Raw genomic sequence first — 17045 nt, forward strand, 5'->3', positions numbered from 1 at the left:
CCATGGCGCAGATCGTCGAGACCGCGACCGACACGATCGAGAAGGTCGACGTCGACCCGGTGACCCTCGACCTCATCGAGAACGGGCTGCGCAACGCCCGCTACGAGATGGACGAGGTGCTCTTCCGGACGGCGCTGTCGCCGGGCATCCGCGAGCAGCACGACGAGTTCCCGCTGATCGCCGATCCCGACGGGAAGATGGTCGTCGGCCAGTTCGGCCTGTCGATCCCCGACTTCCTCGACGGCTTCGACGGCACCATCGAGGAGGGCGACGTCCTGCTGACGTCGGACCCCTACTCCTGCGGCGCCGCGATCAGCCACGCCAACGACTGGCTGGTCGTCGTCCCGATCTTCAAGGACGGCCGGGTCGTGGGCTGGGCGTCGATGTTCGGGCACATGTCCGACGTGGGCGGCAAGACGCCGTCGTCCATGCCGACCGACGCGACCACCATCTACGAGGAGGGCGTGGTCATCCCGCCCTTCAAGCTCTACCAGAAGGGCGTGCCGAACGACGACGCGCTGCGGATCATCCTCAACCAGGTGCGCAAGCCCGACTGGAACCGCGCCGACCTCAACGGCCTGGTCGCCGCCTGCCGCACCGCCGCCCGGCGGGTGACCGAGATGTGCGACAGGTTCGGCACCGGCACCTACCTGTCGGCACTCGACGCGCTGCTGAAGCGCAACTACGACGCCATGAAGGTGCTGCTCTCGATGGTGTTCGAGGAGGGCCGCACGCTCTCCTTCACCGACTACATCTGTGACGACGGCGTGGGCAACGGCCCGTACGAGCTGAAGATGTCGCTGACCCGCACCGGCGACAAGGTGCACATCGACTTCACCGGCTCCTCGCCCCAGGCGATCGGGCCGATCAACTACTACATCAACGAGAACCTGACCCGGATGTTCTTCGGGATCTACATGATCACCGTCGCCGACCCGCAGATCCTCTGGAACGACGGCTTCTACCCGCTGGTCGACGTGACGATCCCCGACGGCTCGTACTGGAAGCCGAAGTTCCCGGCGGCGCTGTCGGGCCGCAACCACGGCATCGGCCGGGTCTTCGACCTGTTCGGCGGGCTGCTCGGGCAGACCAACCCGGCGCTGCTCAACGCCGCCGGGTTCTCGTCCTCGCCGCACTTCATGTACTCCGGGCACTACTCGGCGGGGAAGCGGAAGGGGGAGTGGTTCCAGCTGTACTCGATCGGGTTCGGCGGCATCCCCGGCCGTCCGCTCGGCGACGGCCCCGACGGCCACTCGCTGTGGCCGTCGTTCGTGAACATCCCCTGCGAGTACCTCGAGTCCTACTACCCGCTGCGGATCGAGAAGTGGGAGACCGTGGCCGACACCGGCGGCGCCGGCCTGCACCGCGGCGGCAACGGCGTCGACGTCGCCTACGTCTTCGAGGAGCCCGGCACGATCGCCATCCACGACGACCGCTGGCTGACCTACCCGTGGGGCGTCAACGGCGGCACCCCCGGCGCGCGCGGTACCAAGTGGGTCGAGCGGGCCGACGGCACGCGCCAGGTGCTGCCCAGCAAGTGCCACGACGTGCCGGTCTCGCCCGGCGATGTCCTGCACTTCGTCACCTGGGGCGGCGGCGGCTGGGGCGACCCGCTCGAGCGCGACCCGGAGCTGGTGGCGCTGGAGGTCCGGCGCGGCCTGGTGACGGCGAAGGGCGCGGAGCGCTACGGCGTCTGCGTGGACGACGACGGCACCGTGAACACCGAGGCGACCGAGAACCTGCGCGACCAGATGCGCGCCGACCGGCCGGCCGAGCTGCCCGTCTTCGACATGGGGCCGCCGATCGAGGAGCTGCTCGCCAACTGCGAGGCGGAGACCGGCCTGCCGGCACCGAAGCGGCCCGTGTGGGTGTGAGCTCGCCGAGTGGGGGAGTGCGATGAGCGGGCCGCACGGGGAGGCGTTCTCCGGCCGGGTGGGGTGGGGCTCGAAGCCGGCCGTGGTCGTGATCGACCTGGTCCGGGCCTACACCCACCCGGAGGGGCCGTTCGCCCTGCCCGAGGCCCGGGCTGCCGTCGAGGCCACCGCGGAGCTGGTCGAGACGGCGCGGGACGAGGACGTGCCGGTCGTCTGGACCGTCGTCCGGTACGCGCCCGACCTCGCCGACGGCGGCTTGTTCGTGCGCAAGGTGCCGGCGCTGGCCTGCTTCGCTGAGGACGCGGCCGGCGACTGGGGCGATCTCGCGCTCGAACCGGAGGCCGGCGAGGTCGTCGTCGTCAAGCAGTACGCCTCGGCGTTCTTCGGCACCTCGCTGGCCCCGACGCTGCACGCCGCCGGCGTCGACACGCTGGTGCTCGCCGGGGTCTCGACGTCGGGCTGCGTGCGGGCCACCGCGATGGACGCGCTGAACTCCGGCTTCCACCCGCAGGTCGTCCGCCAGGCGTGTGCCGACCGGACGCCGGCACTGCACGACAACAACCTGGCCGACCTCGACGCCAAGTACGCCGACGTGATCGACCTGCGCGAGGCCCTCGATCACCTGGCCCGGGAGTGAGGAGGAGCGCGGGGATCGCGCTCTGGCGGCGGGGGGCCGACGGCGTCGAGGTGCTGCTCGGGCACATGGGCGGGCCGTTCTGGCCGAGGAAGGACGACGGTGCCTGGTCCTTCCCCAAGGGCGAGCACGGCCCGGACGAGGAGCCGGTCGACGTCGCCCGGCGCGAGTTCGAGGAGGAGACGGGCTCGCCCGCGCCCCCCGATCTCGTGCCGCTCGGCGAGCTCCGCGTGACCAGCGGCAAGGTGCTCGCCCTGTGGGCCGCCGAGGGCGACCTCGACGCGGGCGCCTGCGTCAGCAACACCTTCGAGCTGGAGTGGCCCCCGCGCTCGGGCCGGTTCCAGGAGTTCCCCGAGGTCGACCGTTCCGCCTGGTTCGGCGCCGCGGAGGCCCGCGCGAAGCTGGTGACGGGGCAGGTCCCGTTCCTCGACCGACTGCTGGAGCAGGTCGCCGCCCGGTAGGCGTATCCGTGCCCGGGACCGGGATCTCCACCTACATGACGGTCCGGTTACAGGTCACCCCACCGAGCCCGAACGGGTCCGGATGGTCGGTCGCGCCTGGCATCGTCGCTCTGGAGCGAGTCCACCCGACACCGGGTCCACCCGACACGAGGAGGCACCATGTCCTGCGCACACTGCGGGGCCGTCGAGCAGCGCGGCCGGTTCTGCGTCGGCTGCGGCAAGACGATGCCGCCGAACCTGGACACCCCGCGCCGCATCCGGCTGGCGGCCCGCCCCTACCTGACCGACGACATGACCCAGCCGGTGCTCCGGCTGCGGCACGGCGTCCCGCGGCCCCGCGTCCCGCAGACCGAGGAGGTCACGGCCGCGTCCTGACCCCGCACCGACCGGGCTCCGGCGCTCTCCCCACGGAGGGCACCGGAGCCCGGTCGCGTCAGTGGGTGCCGGCGAGCTCGCGCTGGGGCTCGCGGGCCGGCTCGTCCTCCTTGATCCCGTAGCGGGCGTAGAGCCGGCCGAGCGGTCCCGGCGCCCACCAGTTGGCCCGGCCCAGGAGCCGCATCGTGGCCGGCACCAGCAGGATCCGGACGATCGTCGCGTCCACGACGATCGCGATCAGCATCGCGACGCCGATCATCTTGATGAACACGATCCCCGACAGCGAGAACGCGCCGATCACGACGAGCAGCAGCAGCGCGGCGCTGGTGATGATCCCGCCGGTGCGCTGCAGCCCGGTCGCCACCGCGGTCGTGTTGTCGCCGGTCAGGTCGTACTGCTCCCGGATGCGCGACATGAGGAACACCTCGTAGTCCATCGACAGCCCGAAGATGATCGCCAGGATGAGGATCGGCTGGGTTGCTTCGATGAACCCGGTGGGCGTGAAGTCGAGGAACCCCGACAGGTGCCCGTCCTGGAAGATCCAGACCAGCGCGCCGAACGAGGCACCCAGCGACAGCACGTTCATCACCACGGCCTTGATCGGCAGCACGACCGAGCCGAAGGCCAGGAACAGCAGCACGAACGACGTCGCGACGACGAACAGGCCCATCCACGGCAGCAGCGAGCCGAGGCTGTCGAGCAGGTCCTCCAGCGCCGCGGCCTGACCGCCCACCAGCGCCTCCCCGCCGTCGGGCACCGGCACGTCGCGGATCTCGCCGACCAGCGCCCGGGCCTCCTCGCCGATCGGGTCGCCGGCGTAGGCGACCGACACCCGCGCGGTGTCGCCGGCCGCGGCGGTCACCGTGGCGCCGTCGACACCCGGCACGGCGGCGACGTCGTCGACGTAGGCCTGCAGCGCCGCGCCGCCCGCGGGGGACTCGACCGGGTCGGCCAGGGTGACGACCGACTGGATCGGCCCGGACGAACTCGGCGGGAACTCCGCCTTCAGCGTCTCCGACACCTCGCGGCTCTCGGTGCCCTGAGGCAGGACCCGCTCGTCGACGCCGCCGAACTCCACCCGCAGGAACGGCAGGGAGAGCGCGAGCAGCAGGCCGGCGACGCCGACGGTGATCAGCACCGGCCGGCGCATGACGGCGTGCGCGATCCGCGCCCAGGCGCCGTGCTCGTCGCCGGCGGGGCGGGCCGGCGGGCGGTGGAACACCCGGCGCAGCCACGGCCGGACCGAGAGCGCGTCGACCTTCGGGCCGAGCATCGCCAGCAGCGCGGGCAGCAGGGTCAGGGCGGCCAGCATCGCGATCAGGACGGCGCTCATGCCGCCGAAGCCCATCGAGCGCAGGAACACCTGGGGGAAGATCAACAGCCCGGCCAGCGAGATCGCGACCGTGACGCCCGAGACCGCGACGGTGCGCCCGGCGGTGGCCATGGTGCGGGCCAGGGCATCCTCGACCGACCCCTGCCGGCGCATCTCCTCCCGGAACCGGCTGACCATGAACAGCCCGTAGTCGATGGCCAGGCCCAGGCCGATGATCGTCACGACGTTGACGGCGAAGATCGAGACGTCGGTGACCTGCGCGAAGCCGCGCAGGGCGGTGAACGCCCCGAGGATCGCGACGCCGCCGATCGCCAGCGGCAGGCTCGCCGCCGCGATGCTGCCGAAGATGATCACCAGCAGCACGGCGAGGATCGGCAGCGAGATCATCTCCGCGCGGGCGATGTCGGAACTGACCATCTCGTTGATGTCGCGGTTGATCGCGACGCCGCCGCCGACCGAGACGTCGAGGCCGTCGGCGGCCAGGTCGGCCTGGATCTCCTCGAGGCCGGCCTCGCGCTGGTCGTCGTCGCCGGCCAGCGTGAGGACGGCGTACGTGGAGCGCCGGTCCTCGCTCACCAGCTGCGGCGCCTGGGTGGCCCAGAACGTCGTCGCCTGCTCGACGACGTCATCGGGCAGCGCGTCGAGGCTCTCGGTGACCGCCTCCTGGAACGCGGGGTCGTCGACGGTGAGACCGTCGCTGCGGTAGAGCACGATCACGTCCGACCCCTCGCGGCCGAGCTCCTGCGCGGCGACCTCGCCCGCGCGGGTGCTCTCGCTGTCGGGGTCCTCGAAGCCGCCCCCGGTCAGCTGCCCGAAGACCCCGGTGCCCCAGGTGACGGCGAAGGTGACGAAGGCCAGGGCGAGTGCGACGACCCAGCGCCGCCTGCGGAACATCATCCGGCCGAGGGCCTCGAACATGGGATCTCCAGTGCTACCGTCGGGGTGCGAGTGAACGGTGTTCGCTAACGCCGCTCACTCTGCATACACTGTTCACGTATGTCAAGGCGCGACACAAGGGGAGAGATGGCGGAGCTCAGTGCGGAGCCGGTCAGCCGCCGGGATCGGCTGCGCGCCGACACGCTGCGTGAGATCAAGCAGGCGGCCCGTCAGGTGCTGGTGGCCCAGGGGGTCGACGGGTTGGCCCTGCGCGCGGTGGCCCGCGAGATGGGCATGACGGCGCCCGCCCTCTACCGGTACTTCGACAGCCGGGAAGACCTCGTCGAGAACGTCGTCGCAGACCTCTACGACGAACTGGTCTCCGTGCTGGAGGCCGCGCGGGACGCGGTCGTCCCCGCAGAGCCGGGCCCCCAGTTGCTCGCCGTCAGCCGCGCCTTCCGGGCCTGGGCGACGACGCACCACGCCGAGTTCGGCCTGCTGTTCGGCAGCCCCGCGGAGAGCGTCGGAATCGCCACGCACGGCGAGGGGGAGGGGCCGGCGCAGCAGGCCGCGCGTCGCTTCGGCCAGGTGTTCGGCACCCTCGTGGCGCAGATCTACCTCGACCGCGGCTTCCCGATCCCGGCCGACGACGAGATCGAGCCGGCGCTGCAGGAGCAGCTCACCACCTGGTGCGACACGCTCCCGGTCCCGCTGCCGCTCGGCGTGATGCACGTCTTCCTCTCCTGCTGGATCCGGCTCTACGGCATGGTCTGCATGGAGGTCTTCGGGCACCTGCGCTTCGCCCTCGAGGACCCACAGCCGATGTTCGAGGCCGAGCTGCGCGACCTGGCCGGCCTCCTGGGCGCGGCGCAGGAGTACCGGCCGCCGTCCACCTGAGCGCTGGGCTCACCGCCGCCTCGTCGTCCGCTCGCGAGAGCCGCCGCGCGGCCGCCGGAGCCGGACTGCACCGCGGCCCTCGCGGCTGGACGGCGGCTCTCGTCGCCCGCGTCAGGCGACGACGGTCGTGACGACCCAGTGGTTCTTCCCGAGGCGGCGGGTCCGCTCGAAGCCGTGCCGTTCGAACAGCGAGACGGTGGCGTTGTAGAGGAAGGACGACGACACCTTCCGGTCGGCCGTGTCCTCGGGGTAGCTCTCAACCGTTCCGCCGCCGAGCCGGCCGATCTCCCGCAGCGCACCCGCGAGCGCGGCCGAGGCCACCCCCCCGCTTGCGATGCGTGCTCGCCACGAAGAAGCACGTGATGCGCCAGTCCGGCGGCTCGCCGGCGCCCGCGTCGTAGGCCCGCCGGTGCTTGATCCGGGGCAGCTCGTCGACCGATCCGAACTGCGCCCAGCCCACGACGTCGGCGCCGTCGTACACGAGCGCCGCATGCGCCTCCCCGGCCCGGACCAGAGCTTCCTTGTCGGGGCGGTTGTTGGCGGGGTCCGCCTCGGAACGGGGGCGCCGGGCCGGGTGGAAGGCGATGCACCAGCAGCCGCCCCAGACGCCGTTGTGCGCCTCCATGACGCGGGCGAAGTCGGGCCAGGTGCTGACGTCCAGCGGGCGTACCTGCAGGTCGGTCATCTGCCCTCCCGTGGCGGACCGTAACGCATGCGAGACGGCCGGGTCCCGGGTGGGAGTGACGAGGCTCACCGCTAGCAATTCGCTTGCAAGAGTTAGCGCGCGGCGATCGGTGGGCATGGAGACGTCATGTCCCACAACACGAAGATCATCAACCAGCTGCGCGCCCTCGTCCTGCTCACGCAGACCGAGGAGCAGGTCGCACGGACGCGGATCTCGCAGGCCCGGACCGACGCGGTCCGCCGGGAACTGACCCAGAACGCCGACAACGCCGCCAAGCGCTCGCTCGAGATCACCGAGAAGCTGCGCACCCTCGGCGGGGTTCCCGACGTCGTCACCCCGGCGATCGGGAAGGCGTCCGCGCTGCTCAAGGCCACCTTCGAGCAGGCCGCCCCGTTCGAGGAGGCGCTGTTCACCGACCTGCAGCTCGAGCACCAGCTGCTCGACCGCGCGACCTACCTCAAGGTGCTGGCCGACCAGGCCAAGGAGACCGGGGTGCGCCAGCTCGCCGAGAAGCTCATCACCGCGCACAAGGCCACCGTCGAGTGGCTGACCGTGGTGCTCGCCGAGGAGGCCATGGGTGGTCCGGCCGCACTGGTCCCGACCCCGCTGCAGAAGGTCGCCGGCGGTGTCGCCCGCGCGGTGAACGCCCCGGTGCGGTTCGTCGCCAACACCGTCAACAGCGCGGTCGACACGGCGCAGCACGCCGTCGACTCCGTGCAGCGCGCCGGTGACGAGACCTCCGAGCGGATCGGCGCCGTCGCCAACCGCGCGGCCGCCCTCACCGAGGCCGTCCGCGAGACGCTGACGGCCGGCCGGGGCGCCTCGCTGCGCAAGGCCGAGACGATCGCCCGCCGCGAGGGCAACACCGGTGCCGCGAAGACCGCCAAGACCGCTCGCGAGGAGCTCGGCGACGTCTCCGCCGCCGAGCTGCCGATCAAGAACTACGACGACCTGTCGGTCAGCGACGCCGTGAAGGCCATCAAGGGCCTGACGACGCCGCGCGACATCCACGTGGTCGTGCACTACGAGGAGAGCCACAAGGACCGCTCGAGCGTCGTGAGCGCCGCGCAGACCCAGCTGGCCGCGCTGGCCAAGGAGGCCGTGGGCGTCTCCAACTGACGCGACCGGCTCCACGCGAGGGCCCGCACCCCACGGGGGTGCGGGCCCTCCGCGCGTTCAGCGGTCCGTGCGCACCCGCTCGCGGCGCGCAGCGTCGGGCCCGCGTTGCGGGTATCACCCGGCTCCCGGGTTTGCCGCGCCGCCGCGGGAGGGCACGCTCGGGGCATGCACATCACGCCTGAGGCCCTGGAGCAGGAGTTCTCACTGACCACGGCCGCCACGCGACTGGACTTCCTGAGCCGTCGCGACAACGGGGACACCGCGTTGAACACCGTCGCTCAGGACGACGACGAGAACTGGCTGGGGTTCGCCGCCGCCGACACCTCGCTGGACGTGCACGAGTCGCTGGAGCTGCTCGCGCTCGGCGAGGTGGTCGCCCGCAAGGCGCACGACAGCCGGCTGATCGGCATCCGTGCGGCTCTGCGCGGCGGTGCCGACTGGGAGGCGATCGCGACCGCGCTCGGCCGGACGCCGCAGCAGGCGTGGGACGACTACACCAGCGCCGTCTCCACCGAGCTCGACGCCGAGGCCGCGGCGTCGGCACGCGAACTGGCCGGCGCCCGCCCCGGTCGCTGACGTCAGGGACGCTGCGCGTCGCGGACCCGCAGGACCGCCTCCACCCGGTCCCGGGCCTGGAGCTTGGTCAGCACGTGCGAGACGTGGTTGGCGACGGTCTTGGCGCTCACCCCGAGCTCCGTGGCGATCGCCCGGTTGTCGCGGCCCTCGGCCATCAGCGACAGCACCTGCGCCTCGCGGTCGGTGAGCTCGGGGAACTGCGGCGCCGCCGGGCCGGGGCGGTCCAGCGCGGCCAGCATCCGGCCGGCCACGGCGGCGCCGAACACGGCCCCGCCGGTCGCGACGGCGCGGATCGCGGCGAGCAGCTCCTCCTGACCCGCTCCCTTGAGTACGTAGCCGCGGGCCCCGGCGCGCATCGCGGCGAGCACCGACTCGTCGTCGTCCAGCATCGACAGCACCAGGACGGCGGACTCCGGGCTGGCCTTGGCGATGCGGCGGGTCGCCTCCAGTCCCGACGTCCCCGGCAGGTCCAGGTCCATGAGGATCACGTCGGGCCGGGTCAGCACCGCCTCCCGGACGGCGGCGTCGCCGTCGCCCGCGGCGCCGACGACCTCGGTGTCCGGGACCGAGCTCAGCAGCGCCGTGACGCCGCCGCGGAAGAGCGGGTGGTCGTCGACGACGAGGATGCGCAGCGGGCTCATGCGGGGTTCCTCGGCAGGACGGCGCGCACGACGGTGCCGCCGCCGGGCCGGTCGAGCAGTTCCAGCGAGCCGCCGAGCTCCTCGGCCCGCTCGCGCATGGTCTCCAGGCCCGAGCCGGTGCGGCGGTCCAGCGCGGCCGGCCCGCGGCCGTCGTCGCTGACACGGACGACGAGCGTGCCGTCGTCGCCCTGGACCCGGACCTCGCACTCGCCGGCGCCGGAGTGCCGCAGCACGTTGGTCAGCGCCTCCTGCACGATCCGGTAGGCGGCCAGCTCGACCGCGGCCGCCGGGGAATCGGCCTCCTCGGCGACCAGCCGGACGGCGGGGCCGCCGCTCGGCGCGCGGTCGACCAGGCGGCGCAGCGACTCGACCAGGCCCAGCTCGTCCAGCGCGACCGGTCGCAGCCCGTCGACGATCCGGCGGACGTCGGTGATCGTCGCCTGGACGTCGGCGCGCATCTCCCGCAGCAGCGGGTCGTCGCCGAGCAGGTTGCGGGCGGTGTCGAGCTTGAGCGTGAGCCCGGCCAGCGCCGGGCCGAGGCCGTCGTGCAGGTCGCGCCGCAGGCGCTTGCGTTCCTCCTCGCGCGCCACCACCAACCGCTCGCGGGAGCGGACGAGGTCCGACCGCAGCCGGGCGGCCTGGACGGCGGGGGCGAGAGCGGCGGCGAGTTCCTCGCGGACGCGGTCGTCCCGGCGCCGACGTCGTCCACCGTCGACGGTGAGCTCGCCGACCGTCACGCCACCGTGCACGAGGGGGAGCCGCCGGGCGCCCGCCCCGGGCGGCCCGCCGGCCGAGGCCAGCAGCGTGCCGTCGATGCCGTTCACCGACAGGTGGGCCAGGTGCAAGGCGTCGCGCAGCGCAGCGACGACGTCGGGGAGCGCGTGCTCCGGGGAGGCGGCGTCGGCCAGCCGGGTGTGCAGCGAGCGGACGACGGTCTGCGGCTCGTCCCACGCGCCGTAGGTCATCCGGTTGACCGCGCCCTGGATGGCCTCGCGCAGCGGCTGGACCGCGACGGCCACGACGGCGGTGGCCACCCACGGCAGCCAGCCGGCACCGCGCTCGTCGAGCATCGCGCCGGCACCGGCCACGACCAGCACGTACACGGCGACGACGGCGCTGGTGAGCAGGAGGTAGAGCAGCGCGCGGTTGACCAGCAGGTCGACCTCGTAGAGCCGGTGCTGCAGGACGGCGAACCCCACCGCGATCGGCAGCGCCGCGACGCCCAGGGCGAACACCGGGGCGGCGTCGACACCGGAGACGAGCAGCCCGATCGCGGCCAGCGTCACGACCAGGCCGGCGGCGAACCAGCCCACCTGCTGGCGGACCAGGGGGGTCCCGCTCCGCCACCGTCCGGCCACCGCGACCAGCCCGGCGACGACGCACGCGACGCCGAGCGCGACCACCACCAGCGCGGCGGCGTCGGTGACCGGCTGCCGGTCGAGGGGCAGACCGAGCGGGTTCGGCTCGTCGGTGAGCCGGTCGTCGATCAGGACGGGCTGGGCGAGCATCATCGCGGCGAACACCGCCAGGTCGGCGCCTGCCAGTCGGAGCCACCACCGCGACTTCCCGTCGGCGCCGTCGGGGAACACGAGCGGCAGGACGACGGCGAGGACCAGCCACCCCAGTCCCCGCACGGTGAAGGCGACCGCCAGCAGGGTCGCCGCGACCCGGCCCTCGGTCCGGCTGACCTCCACCACCAGGAGCTCCACGGGCAGGGACGCCAGCCCCCACCCCGCACCGCCGGTGAGGAGGGCTCGACCGACCGGCTGGCCCGGCCGGCTGGTGAGGATCAGCGCCCCGATGCCGGAGCACGCGGCGATCACCGGGATCTCCGCGATCCGGGCGGTCTCCTGGCCCAGCCCCGCCTCCCACGCGACGACGGCTGCGGCGACCGCCGCCACCGTCGCCGCCAGGGCGGTCGCCCAGAGCGCGGTGGTGCGCACCCGCTCGGGTCGCCGCGCGGCCTGGGGTTCGGGCATGCCGGGCATGGTGGCGCAGCGCGGGCTTCGACGGGGGATCGTCACGCGTCGGAGTCGACGGGCTCCGCGGCGCTCACGACGATCCCGGGTCGGCGCAGCAGGGCCACCGAGACCACCACGACCCAGACCAGGCCGAGGAGGCCGAACACGTCGGCGAAGCCGTCCGCCGCGAAGGGGACGCCGGCGGCCAGTGCTCCGCCGAGGGCGACCGCCGCCCAGCTCGCCCACCGGGGCAGTCGCCCGGAGGTCAGCCCGGCGGCGCCGGCGGCGAGCAGGAAGACGGCGTAGGCCAGCAGCGCCACGAAGTAGCTGAGGGCGCGCAGGTCGTTGAGCGCGGTCAGGACGGTGGGGTCGGCCGAGCCGTGCTGGGCCAGCCACAGCGCGGTGGCCCCGGCCGACATCCCTGGTGCCAGGCAGATGGCCACGTAGACGGTCGCGGCCATGCGGGCGGTGGGGGCGAGCAGGTCGGCCGTCGTGCCGGGCACCCGCAGGCGCGCCGTGAGCATGGCCGCGAACGGCAGGAACAGCAGCAGGCCGAGCGACTCGACCAGCCCGCCGGTGAGCGTCGTCGCCAGCCCGGCGCCGGTGTAGAAGGCCACCACCTCGCTCTCGGGCGAGGTGATCGTGGCCTCGGTCGGGGCGGCGATCGCGAAGCCGGTCGCGATCAGGACGATGCCGGCGATCCCGAGGGCGGCGCCGAGCCGGGTGCTGCCCGTCGCGGGCCGGTGCCGGAGAGGCGCGGGCGCGGTCTGCGTGGTCATGGGTCCGCCTTCGGTCCGTGGGCTGCGCGCGGGGTGCGCGTCGGACCTACGGTGCGGGGCAGCCCCGACCCTGGGCATGAGCCGGATTCCCGGCCCGGCCGGGAGTTGTTCCCGGTCGCGCGGTCAGCGGACCTGGACGCCCTTCCAGAAGGCCACGCGGCCGGTGATCTCCGCTGCGGCGTCCTTCGGCTGCGGGTAGTACCAGGCGGCGTCGCGGTTGACCTGGCCGTCGACCTCGAGGGTGAAGTAGGAGGCGGTGCCCTTCCACGGGCAGACGGTGTGGGTGTCCGACGGGCGCAGGACGTCGTCGCGCACGGACTCGCGGGGGAAGTAGGCGTTGCCCTCGACGGTGACGATGTCGTCGGACTCGGCGATCACGGTGCCGTTCCAGGTGGCGATGGTCATGTACCGCTCAACCATCGACGGTCGGCGGGCCATTCCGCGGTTCACCAGCGCAGCGGGTAGATCTCCCTCGACTGCGCCGTCCGGCAGGCCCGGCAGTGCCCCCAGGTGACGATGTTCAGCGGCGAGGTGGTCAGGCCGCACTCCGGGCAGTCGACCATCTCCCCGGCCTGGGCGCGGGCTGCGGCGATCTCCTTGGAGCGCTCCTCGTGGATGCTCGCGTCACCCCTGCAGGGGCAACCGAGGTGGGCTTCGGCGCAGCGGCCGGACCGAACGGGAACGGGGTGCCTCCCGGGTCGTGAGGGGATGTCTGCCCCTGACGCTACTCAGCGCGTCCAGCACCCGTCGTCCCTCGCGCGGGGGAGCGGCCACCGACGGGCGAGGGTGGACGACCGAACGGCTGGGACACCCGAGCTGTCGAGGAGACCCCGGGACGCGGGGGAACCGTTCGTTACCGGATCGTGTCCGCGCCTACCGCGGCGGCGGCACTCGGCCCCCGTCGTCCCGGCCAAGCTGCCCGGGATCACCGAACCGAGCACCCAGGAGCAACCCATGACCGAATCCGGCCCCGACGCCAACCCGACGGCTCAGCCGCACGGTGCCACCTCCGCCACCGTCGACCCCGCCGCGACGGCACCGACCGAGAAGAAGGGCGTCGCGAAGTGGGTGCCCATCGCCGGCTCACTGGCCGTCGCCGGCGTCCTCGGCGCCGGGTCGCTCACCGGGTGGTTCGGCATCGGCGACCCGTCGGTCGGCGACTGCATCCAGCTGACCGGCGAGACCGAGTTCTCCGTCGTCGACTGCGGCTCCGCCGAGGCGGAGTACCGCATCGTGGGCATCCAGGCCGAGCAGCAGACGTACCCGACGTTCGTGGACGACCCCGAGAGCTGCCGCGAGTTCGCGACCACCGAGGTGGCTCTCTGGACGGGCAGCGACATGATGACCGAGGAGGGGACCGTCTACTGCGCAGAGGCGGTCTGACCGCGGTCCGACCTGGGCGGCTCCGCCGACCCTGTCCGAGTGCCCCGTCGGCGTGCCGGCGGGGCACTCGCGCGTCCGACACACCGTGTCGTCGGTCCCGGCGCGCGAACCGGTCCCGGCGGCGGTCCGCGATCACTATCGTCGCCCTCCATGCGACGGAGGACCTGGATCATCCTGGCGGCGGCGGTGCTGGTGGTCCTGGGGGCGGTCACCCTGATCTGGTTCCAGCCGCAGAAGCTGTTCTACGACAACACCGTCGACGAGGCGCTGCCCACCGTCTCGGCCCCGGCGGAGCCGACCGGGGAGGGCACGGACGGGACGGCGACCCCCGCACCCACCGAGCCGGTGGAGCTGGCCAGCGGCACGTTCATCAGCCGCGAGCACGAGACCACCGGCACGGCCCGCATCCTGCGCCTGGCCGACGGGCAGCAGATCCTCCGCCTCGAGGGCTTCGAGACCTCCAACGGCCCCGCGCTGTACGTCTACCTCTCGCAGAACCCGGCCGACGGCGAGGACGGTCTCTTCGACGACGACTACCTCGACCTGGGCGAGCTGAAGGGCAACATCGGCGACCAGAACTACGTGATCCCGGCCGAGGTCGACCCGCTGGGCTACACGAGTGTCGTCGTCTGGTGCGACCGCTTCTCGGTCTCGTTCGGGGCGGCCGACATCGCCGCGTCGGACACCTGATCCCGACCCGGAGAACTTTCTCGAGGAATCTCTCACCACGATGTCGATCGGTCGCGTGCCCGTTCGACGAGTCAGTGGAGCGGGCCTCCGCCGGACCACCGACCGGCACCCGACTCAGCACCATCTCCGGACACGACGACCGACAGGGAGACCAGTCATGCGGTACATGGTGATCGTCAAGGCCAGCCAGGACACCGAGAACGGCGTGATGCCCACCGAGGCAGAGCTCGCCGAGATGGGCGCCTACAACGAGGAGCTGGTCAAGGCCGGCGTCATGCTCGCGGGCGAGGGCCTGCACCCCAGCTCGAAGGGCGCCCGCGTCCGCTTCGACGAGAACGGCCGCAGCACCGTGATCGACGGCCCGTTCGCCGAGACCAAGGAGCTGGTCGCCGGCTTCTGGATCCTCGAGGTGTCCTCCCGCGAGGAGGTCGTCGAGTGGGTCAGGAAGGCGCCCTTCCGCGGCGGGGAGGTCGAGATCCGGCAGGTGTCCAGCGCCGAGGACTTCGGTGACGCCTACACGCCCGAACTGCGCGAGCAGGAGGACCGGCTGCGGGCCACCGTCGAGGCCCAGCACGGCGGATGACGGTCGACGTCCGCCGGGTGGTCGACGCGGTGTGGCGGATGGAGTCCGCCAGGCTGATCGCCGCGCTGACCCGCGTCACGGGTGACGTCGGCCTCGCCGAGGAGCTCGCGCAGGACGCGCTCGTGGCGGCGCTGGAGCGGTGGCCGGAGTCGGGTGTCCCGGACAAGCCGGGCGCCTGGCTCATGGCCACCGCCAAGCACCGCGCGATCGACACCTTCCGGCGGTCCGAGCGGCTGACCCGGAAGACCGCCGAGCTCGGTCGCGAGCTGGAGCAGCACGAGGCGCAGGAACCCGACTGGGTCGCCGCGGTGGAGCGCGCGCTCGACGAGGTGGTCGAGGACGACCTGCTGCGGCTGGTCTTCATCGCCTGCCACCCGGTGCTCTCCCGCGAGGCGCGGGTCGCGCTGACCCTGCGCCTGGTCGGTGGCCTGTCGACCGACGAGATCGCCCGCGCGTTCCTCGTGGCCGAGCCGACCGTGGCCCAGCGGATCGTGCGGGCCAAGCGCACCCTCGGCGCCGCCCGCGTGCCTTTCGAGGTTCCGGTCGGAGCGGACTTCACCGCCCGGCTCGGGTCGGTCCTCGAGGTGCTCTACCTGGTGTTCAACGAGGGGTACTCGGCCACCGCGGGCGAGCACTGGACCCGGCCGGCGCTGTGCCAGGAGGCCATGCGGCTGGGGCGGATCCTGGCCGAGCTGACGCCGGGGGAATCCGAGGTGCACGGGCTCGTCGCGCTGATGGAGATCCAGGCCTCGCGACTCCCGGCCCGCGTCGGCCCGTCCGGCGAGCCGGTGCTGCTCCAGGACCAGGACCGCAGCCGCTGGGACCGGGTGCTCGTCGGGCGCGGGCTGACCGCGCTCGACCGCGCCGAACGGACCGGCGCGTCGCTGGGGCCCTACGCCCTGCAGGCCGCGATCGCCGCCTGTCACGCCCGCGCCGGCTCGGTGGAGACCACCGACTGGCCGCGGATCGCCGCGCTCTACGAAGCCCTGGCGGCGCTCACGCCGTCGCCGGTGGTGGAGCTCAACCGCGCCGTCGCGGTGTCCCGCGCTTACGGTCCCGCGGCCGGGCTCGACCTCGTCGACGCGCTGGCCGACGTGCCCGCCCTGCGCGGCTACCACCTGCTGCCCAGCGTCCGTGGGGACCTCCTCGTCCAGCTCGGCCGGCTCGGCGAGGCGCGCGCGGAGTTCGAGCGGGCGGCGGGCATGACCCGCAACGACCGGGAGCGGGCGCTGCTGCTCGACCGCGCCGCGGCGTGCGACGTCCTCACCGACCGCCGGCTGGGCGCCTGACCACCAGCCGGCGGTCGCGCATCGCCGTCCCGGTCAGGACACGCGTCCGGTGCGGAAGGCGTGCACGACCGCCTGTACCCGGTCGCGAACGCCGAGCTTGGCCAGGATCGCGGCCACGTGCGACTTCACGGTCGACTCGCTCACGAACAGCCGGCGGGCGATCTCGACGTTGGACAGGCCGTCGGCGAGCAGCCGGAGCACCTCCTCCTCACGCGCGGAGAGGTCGTCCGGTGTCGGATCCGGCGGCGGGGGGACGGTGGTGAGCGCCCGGACGCCGCTCGGCGGTGGTGCGACGCCGGATGGTCCCGCCGTGAGCACGAGCCGCACGGTGACGGTCATGGCCCCGTCCGCCCCGAGCTCGACCTGCGGAACCGGGACGGCGGTCACGTCGCGTCGGTGTCGGAGCGGGCGGCCTCGGCGGTGACCCTGAGCCGGTCGAGCGTGCTCTCCATGCCGGACCGGAGCGCCTCGCGCCGGTTGCCGTCCTTGAAGATCTTCTCGATCACGACCCACCCGAGCCGGCTCACCGGCCGTTCCACCTCGTAGCTCTCGACCACTCGGGTCCCGCCGTCCGCGGGCTCGAACCGGTACCGCCAGGCGACCCGGCCGGCGAACGGCTCGGTGCGCACGAACGCGAACTCCCGCCCCGGATCGGCGACGGTGACCACTGGCCGGTTCTTCCAGCGCTTGCCGATCTTGCTCACGTTGACCGCCTCGAAGCGGGCACCGACGGCCGGACCGGCGGCACCGTCGAGCCAGCGGCAGCTGACGATGTCGGGGCTGAACTCCGGCGTCCGGGTGACGTCCGCGACCAGGGCGTACACGTCCTCCGGGGGCGCGGCGACGACGATGCTGGCCTCGTCGCGATCGAGCGTCTGCATGGTGGGCT

19 protein-coding genes are annotated in these 17045 nt (G+C 73.1%); 11 read left to right on the plus strand and 8 right to left on the minus strand.

Annotation, left to right across the window (positions count from 1 at the left end; genetic code table 11):
- The first annotated feature begins 2 nt into the window (after positions 1-2).
- The 4 genes from ABD644_RS04815 (at position 3) to ABD644_RS04830 (ending at position 3344) form a co-directional block, all read left to right on the plus strand.
- The gene (locus tag ABD644_RS04815) at positions 3-1874 is read left to right on the plus strand and encodes a hydantoinase B/oxoprolinase family protein (RefSeq protein WP_344687452.1); all 1872 of its coding nucleotides are present in this window, start codon (positions 3-5) and stop codon (positions 1872-1874) included.
- A gap of 22 nt (positions 1875-1896) precedes the next feature.
- The gene (locus ABD644_RS04820; protein WP_344687454.1) at positions 1897-2511 is read left to right on the plus strand and encodes an isochorismatase family protein; all 615 of its coding nucleotides are present in this window, start codon (positions 1897-1899) and stop codon (positions 2509-2511) included.
- A complete protein-coding gene (locus tag ABD644_RS04825) occupies positions 2508-2969 on the plus strand; it encodes an NUDIX hydrolase (protein ID WP_344687455.1) in 462 nt (153 codons plus the stop codon). Before ABD644_RS04820 ends, ABD644_RS04825 begins: the two co-directional genes overlap by 4 nt.
- A gap of 159 nt (positions 2970-3128) precedes the next feature.
- Complete coding sequence (locus ABD644_RS04830; RefSeq protein ID WP_344687457.1) at positions 3129-3344, plus strand: hypothetical protein; 216 nt, start codon at positions 3129-3131, stop codon at positions 3342-3344.
- A 58-nt stretch (positions 3345-3402) separates the two neighbouring features.
- Here the strand turns inward: ABD644_RS04830 and ABD644_RS04835 are convergent, their stop codons facing one another.
- Positions 3403-5595 (minus strand): MMPL family transporter, encoded by a 2193-nt coding sequence (locus ABD644_RS04835; RefSeq protein WP_344687459.1) that lies wholly within the window; start codon positions 5593-5595, stop codon positions 3403-3405.
- A 105-nt stretch (positions 5596-5700) separates the two neighbouring features.
- Between ABD644_RS04835 and ABD644_RS04840 the strand changes: the two genes are divergently transcribed.
- A complete protein-coding gene (locus tag ABD644_RS04840) occupies positions 5701-6450 on the plus strand; it encodes a TetR/AcrR family transcriptional regulator (protein WP_344687460.1) in 750 nt (249 codons plus the stop codon).
- Between the two features lie 256 nt (positions 6451-6706).
- Here the strand turns inward: ABD644_RS04840 and ABD644_RS04845 are convergent, their stop codons facing one another.
- Entirely contained in the window at positions 6707-7135 is a 429-nt protein-coding gene (locus tag ABD644_RS04845) for a hypothetical protein (RefSeq protein ID WP_344687462.1), read from the minus strand.
- 126 nt (positions 7136-7261) lie between these two features.
- Here ABD644_RS04845 and ABD644_RS04850 point away from each other — a divergent pair, with 126 nt between their 5' ends.
- Together ABD644_RS04850 and ABD644_RS04855 are read left to right on the plus strand one after the other, a co-directional pair.
- A complete protein-coding gene (locus ABD644_RS04850) occupies positions 7262-8254 on the plus strand; it encodes a ferritin-like domain-containing protein (protein WP_344687463.1) in 993 nt (330 codons plus the stop codon).
- A 165-nt stretch (positions 8255-8419) separates the two neighbouring features.
- The gene (locus ABD644_RS04855; protein ID WP_344687465.1) at positions 8420-8830 is read left to right on the plus strand and encodes a hypothetical protein; all 411 of its coding nucleotides are present in this window, start codon (positions 8420-8422) and stop codon (positions 8828-8830) included.
- A gap of 2 nt (positions 8831-8832) precedes the next feature.
- On the opposite strand, the gene ABD644_RS04860 is transcribed toward ABD644_RS04855, so the two are convergent.
- The 4 genes from ABD644_RS04860 to ABD644_RS04875 all read right to left on the minus strand — a co-directional run bounded on the left by ABD644_RS04860 (position 8833) and on the right by ABD644_RS04875 (position 12616).
- Positions 8833-9471 carry a response regulator gene (locus ABD644_RS04860; RefSeq protein ID WP_344687468.1) on the minus strand — a complete coding sequence of 213 codons (639 nt, stop codon included), beginning with the start codon at positions 9469-9471 and terminating at the stop codon, positions 8833-8835.
- A complete protein-coding gene (locus tag ABD644_RS04865; protein WP_344687469.1) occupies positions 9468-11450 on the minus strand; it encodes a sensor histidine kinase in 1983 nt (660 codons plus the stop codon). The genes ABD644_RS04860 and ABD644_RS04865 overlap by 4 nt, the downstream gene beginning before the upstream one ends.
- Before the next feature lie 41 nt (positions 11451-11491).
- On the minus strand, positions 11492-12211 hold the full coding sequence (locus ABD644_RS04870) for a hypothetical protein (protein ID WP_344687471.1): 720 nt from the start codon (positions 12209-12211) through the stop codon (positions 11492-11494).
- 123 nt (positions 12212-12334) lie between these two features.
- The gene (locus ABD644_RS04875) at positions 12335-12616 is read right to left on the minus strand and encodes a DUF427 domain-containing protein (RefSeq protein ID WP_344687472.1); all 282 of its coding nucleotides are present in this window, start codon (positions 12614-12616) and stop codon (positions 12335-12337) included.
- 549 nt (positions 12617-13165) lie between these two features.
- On the opposite strand from ABD644_RS04875, the gene ABD644_RS04880 reads away from it, so the two are divergent.
- From ABD644_RS04880 to ABD644_RS04895, 4 genes are all read left to right on the plus strand, one after another.
- Complete coding sequence (locus ABD644_RS04880) at positions 13166-13594, plus strand: LppU/SCO3897 family protein (protein ID WP_344687474.1); 429 nt, start codon at positions 13166-13168, stop codon at positions 13592-13594.
- Positions 13595-13744: 150 nt separating this feature from the next.
- Positions 13745-14284: a DM13 domain-containing protein gene (locus ABD644_RS04885; protein WP_344687475.1), complete on the plus strand. Its 540-nt coding sequence runs from the start codon at positions 13745-13747 to the stop codon at positions 14282-14284.
- Between the two features lie 157 nt (positions 14285-14441).
- A complete protein-coding gene (locus ABD644_RS04890) occupies positions 14442-14867 on the plus strand; it encodes a YciI family protein (protein ID WP_344687476.1) in 426 nt (141 codons plus the stop codon).
- Positions 14864-16156 (plus strand): RNA polymerase sigma factor, encoded by a 1293-nt coding sequence (locus ABD644_RS04895; protein ID WP_344687477.1) that lies wholly within the window; start codon positions 14864-14866, stop codon positions 16154-16156. The genes ABD644_RS04890 and ABD644_RS04895 overlap by 4 nt, the downstream gene beginning before the upstream one ends.
- Before the next feature lie 33 nt (positions 16157-16189).
- Here the strand turns inward: ABD644_RS04895 and ABD644_RS04900 are convergent, their stop codons facing one another.
- Together ABD644_RS04900 and ABD644_RS04905 are read right to left on the minus strand one after the other, a co-directional pair.
- Positions 16190-16543 carry a response regulator transcription factor gene (locus tag ABD644_RS04900; protein ID WP_344687478.1) on the minus strand — a complete coding sequence of 118 codons (354 nt, stop codon included), beginning with the start codon at positions 16541-16543 and terminating at the stop codon, positions 16190-16192.
- Positions 16540-17037: an SRPBCC family protein gene (locus ABD644_RS04905; RefSeq protein WP_344687479.1), complete on the minus strand. Its 498-nt coding sequence runs from the start codon at positions 17035-17037 to the stop codon at positions 16540-16542. Before ABD644_RS04905 ends, ABD644_RS04900 begins: the two co-directional genes overlap by 4 nt.
- Positions 17038-17045 lie beyond the last annotated feature (8 nt).

Source organism: Blastococcus jejuensis (assembly GCF_039534705.1).
GTDB classification, from domain to species: Bacteria; Actinomycetota; Actinomycetes; order Mycobacteriales; family Geodermatophilaceae; genus Blastococcus_B; species Blastococcus_B jejuensis.